Source organism: Rhodopirellula sp. JB055 (assembly GCF_043100905.1).
In the GTDB taxonomy this organism is placed as follows: Bacteria; Planctomycetota; Planctomycetia; order Pirellulales; family Pirellulaceae; genus Rhodopirellula.
Window position 1 is genome coordinate 1 of record NZ_JBICHO010000158.1, and the last position, 3,309, is coordinate 3,309.

Below are 3,309 nucleotides of genomic sequence, written 5' to 3' on the forward strand. Positions count from 1 at the left end.
CGCATCGCGCTTGAGCCGCTTGGGCCGACCGAGGGTGATTTCCTGAACACGGCGGACGAAGGAGTCGAATTGGCGCGCATGATTGGCGATGATCACATCGGTTTGCATCTGGACGTCAAAGCCATGAGCAGCGAGTCCAAACCGATCGAAACAGTCATTCGTGAACACGCCGATTCGATGATTCACTTCCATGCCAACGATCCCAACCTGCTGGGGCCTGGCATGGGGGACGTTCCGTTCCAGCCAATCATGAAGGCGCTGACTGACATCCAGTACGACGGTTGGGTCAGTGTCGAAGTGTTCGACTATTCTCCCGGCGCTGAAACCTTGGCTCGCGAAAGCATTGCGAATTTGAAAAGCAGCATCGCTTGACCGGCAACCTTCTGTCCGACGTTGGCCACCGTCGCCCACGTCGTTGTCTCCCCACTTTGATTCTTACCGCATCTTGATCGAGGCGTGTCCATGCTTTTGTCCAACCTGATCCACCCCGAAATTTCTGCGATCTGTGCCGCGGCCGGTCACCACAGCACCATTCTGATCGCCGATGGAAACTACCCGGCACTGAACAAACGCGGCCCAAACGCGAAACTGGTCAGCCTGAACCTCAGCCCTGGACTGGTTTCTTGCGACCAAGTCCTACGGGCCTTGTTGTCAGCGATTCCTGTGGAAGCCGCGATGACGATGCAAACGGAAACCGATGGCCCATACGCGCTCGATGGTGATCCGCCGGTCTGGGAAGACTACCGCAAATCATTCCAAGATGCTGGCAGCAGCGTGGAATTGCAACCGCTCGAGAAGTGGTCGTTTTATGACCATGTGATCACAGACGACCATGTGCTGACCATCCAAACCGGAGACCAGCAACGCTATGCCAACCTTCTGCTCACCCTCGGTGTGCGGATGGATGGATGAAGTTTGAAAGTCTCTCTCGTTGGATGCTGCCGATTGCGCCGCTGGTCGCATTCGTCATCTGCTTTTTTGCGAATCAAAATGGGTTGTCGGTGCCTGCCACCATGTGCGCAGGCGTCGCGATCGTTTGCGCGTTGTGGTGGATCTTTGAATGCCTGCACATCGCGGTCGTGGGACTGCTGCCGTTCGTCGCGCTGCCAACGCTAGGCGTCGTCGGTCACCGTGAGATCGCGGGTGCCTATGGGCACACGATGATCCTGCTGTTGCTGGGCGGTTTTCTGCTTTCTGCAGCAATGGAACGCAGCGGCGCACACCGCCGCATCGCAATCAACATGGTCCGATTGGTTGGCGGGCGTGGTGGTAAACGCTTGGTCCTGGGATTCATGCTGGCGACCGCTTCGCTGTCGATGTGGATCAGTAATTCGGCCACAGCACTGATGATGCTGCCGATCGCGCTCGCCGTGTTGTCGCAAGCCGATGATCCAAAATTGCGAGTCCCACTTTTGCTTGGGATTGCGTATTCCGCCAGCGTCGGAGGCATGGCGACTCCGATCGGCACTCCTCCCAACGTGGTGTTCATGGGCGAGATGCAAACCAAGTTCGGCGTCGACGTGCCTTTCGCCACTTGGATGATGTTCGGATTGCCTGTCACGATCATCATGCTGCCAATCATTTGGTGGTGGCTGACGCGATCGATTGACGACGTTCGTCCAGTGTCGATGCCCAGCATGGCTCCGATCGCCCGCAACGAAATTCTGATCCTGATTGTGTTTGCGGTGACCGCGTTTTTGTGGGTCTTTCGATCCAGCCCCGTTGGCGGATGGACAGGGTTGCTGCCGTGGGACGGCAGCATGATCGGCGATGCCACAATCGCTCTGGCGGCATCCCTGTTTTTGTTCATTTGTCCCAACGGTCTGGGCGATGGCCAACGCCTGATGGACTGGGAAACTGCGGCGAAGATTCCTTGGGGTATCTTGATCATGTTCGGCGGCGGGATGGCGCTCGCCACCGGTTTTGACCAATCGGGGCTGAGCGTTGCCATCGGCCATCAACTCGCATTTCTGAAGAACGCACCCCCGTGGCTGATCGTTTTGTCGGTCTGTTTGCTGGTCACTTTTTTGACGGAAATCACCAGCAGTACCGCCACGGCGATGTTGTTGCTGCCCATCTTGGCAGCGTTGTCACTGGAAGTCGGCTTGCCCCCGGAATTGCTGATGTTGCCGGGAACGATCAGTTGCTCCTGTGCGTTCATGTTGCCTGTCGCGACCGCGCCCAACGTGATCGTGTTTGGAGCAGGTGGCATTCGCACGGACGAGATGGCACGGAACGGTTTGTTTCTGAATCTCGTTGCCGCCGTCGTGATTACGATGGTTTCTTTGACCGTCGCGGGCATGGACTGGATGCCGCGATTGGACCTTGCCCCACCAGTCCATGAAAGTGAATCTTCCAATGAATCCAGTTCGTCGGCGTCTCTTGGCTTGGGTCGCAATCACTTCGTCCTCGCTTCTCACGCCCCCACTTTTCGCGGATGAAACGACTTCTCAGGCGGACGCGACCAATGCGGCATCGGTCGTGCAACCTGGTGCCACACTGAAGTTGGTGGGAGACACCTACAAATTCACCGAAGGCCCCATCGCGGACGATGACGGCAACGTCTACTTCACCGACCAACCCAACGACCGAATCGTTCGCTACGACGCCGAGACGGGTGTACTGTCCGATTGGATGTCACCGTGCGGCCGCAGCAATGGACTCGACTTCGTGGCTCCAGGGCATCTGATTGCCTGTGCGGATGCCAACAACGAACTGTGGTCAATCAACCTTCAGGATAAATCCCATGAACTTCTGGTGGGTTCCTTTGATGGTCGACGATTTGGCGGGCCGAATGATTGTTGGGTCGATGCAGATGGGACGATTTACTTCACCGATCCGCTGTACAAACGGCCGTATTGGAAACACGAAATCCCAGCCGACAATCCGCGAGGCGTTTATCGTCTGGGCAAAGACGGAACGTTGACCCAAGTCGCCAATGATTTGGTTCAGCCGAACGGGATCATCGGTGATCCAGAAAATCGCCAGCTTTGGATTGCCGACATCGGTGACAAGAAAACATATCGCTACAACATTGCCGACGATGGATCTCTGACCAATCGCAAACTGTTCTGCGAAATGGGCAGCGATGGAATGACGCTCGACCAAGAACGCAATCTGTATCTGACAGGCGGTGACGGTGTGACCGTTTTCGATGCTGAAGGGAACAAACTCGGGACGATTTCCGTTCCCAAGCGTTGGACTGCGAATGTGACCTTTGGAGGCAAAGGGCACCGGGAGTTGTTCATCACTGCTCAGGACTCTGTGTTCACTCTGCCCATGCGAGTCAGCGGGTTGCGCTGACTCGTT

At 56.5% G+C, this 3,309-nt stretch carries 4 protein-coding genes; all 4 read left to right on the plus strand.

From position 1 onward, the window contains the following. Positions 1–372, plus strand: a 372-nt coding sequence (locus ACF8AM_RS06495; RefSeq protein WP_392554845.1) for a sugar phosphate isomerase/epimerase family protein, incomplete at its 5' end; no start/stop codon positions are given. 90 nt (positions 373–462) lie between these two features. Then, a complete protein-coding gene (locus tag ACF8AM_RS06500; RefSeq protein WP_392554846.1) occupies positions 463–912 on the plus strand; it encodes an RbsD/FucU family protein in 450 nt (149 codons plus the stop codon). Then, positions 909–2,441 carry an SLC13 family permease gene (locus ACF8AM_RS06505; protein ID WP_392554847.1) on the plus strand — a complete coding sequence of 511 codons (1,533 nt, stop codon included), beginning with the start codon at positions 909–911 and terminating at the stop codon, positions 2,439–2,441. The genes ACF8AM_RS06500 and ACF8AM_RS06505 overlap by 4 nt, the downstream gene beginning before the upstream one ends. Continuing rightward, a complete protein-coding gene (locus ACF8AM_RS06510; RefSeq protein ID WP_392554848.1) occupies positions 2,359–3,303 on the plus strand; it encodes an SMP-30/gluconolactonase/LRE family protein in 945 nt (314 codons plus the stop codon). Before ACF8AM_RS06505 ends, ACF8AM_RS06510 begins: the two co-directional genes overlap by 83 nt. The last annotated feature ends 6 nt before the right edge of the window (positions 3,304–3,309 follow it).

Excerpts from the sequence above, each read along its gene's own strand:
- ACF8AM_RS06505 (WP_392554847.1), top strand. The coding sequence starts at position 909 with ATGAAGTTTGAAAGTCTCTCTCGTTGGATGCTGCCGATTGCGCCGCTG.
- ACF8AM_RS06510 (WP_392554848.1), top strand. The coding sequence starts at position 2,359 with ATGAATCCAGTTCGTCGGCGTCTCTTGGCTTGGGTCGCAATCACTTCG.
- ACF8AM_RS06500 (WP_392554846.1), top strand. The coding sequence starts at position 463 with ATGCTTTTGTCCAACCTGATCCACCCCGAAATTTCTGCGATCTGTGCC.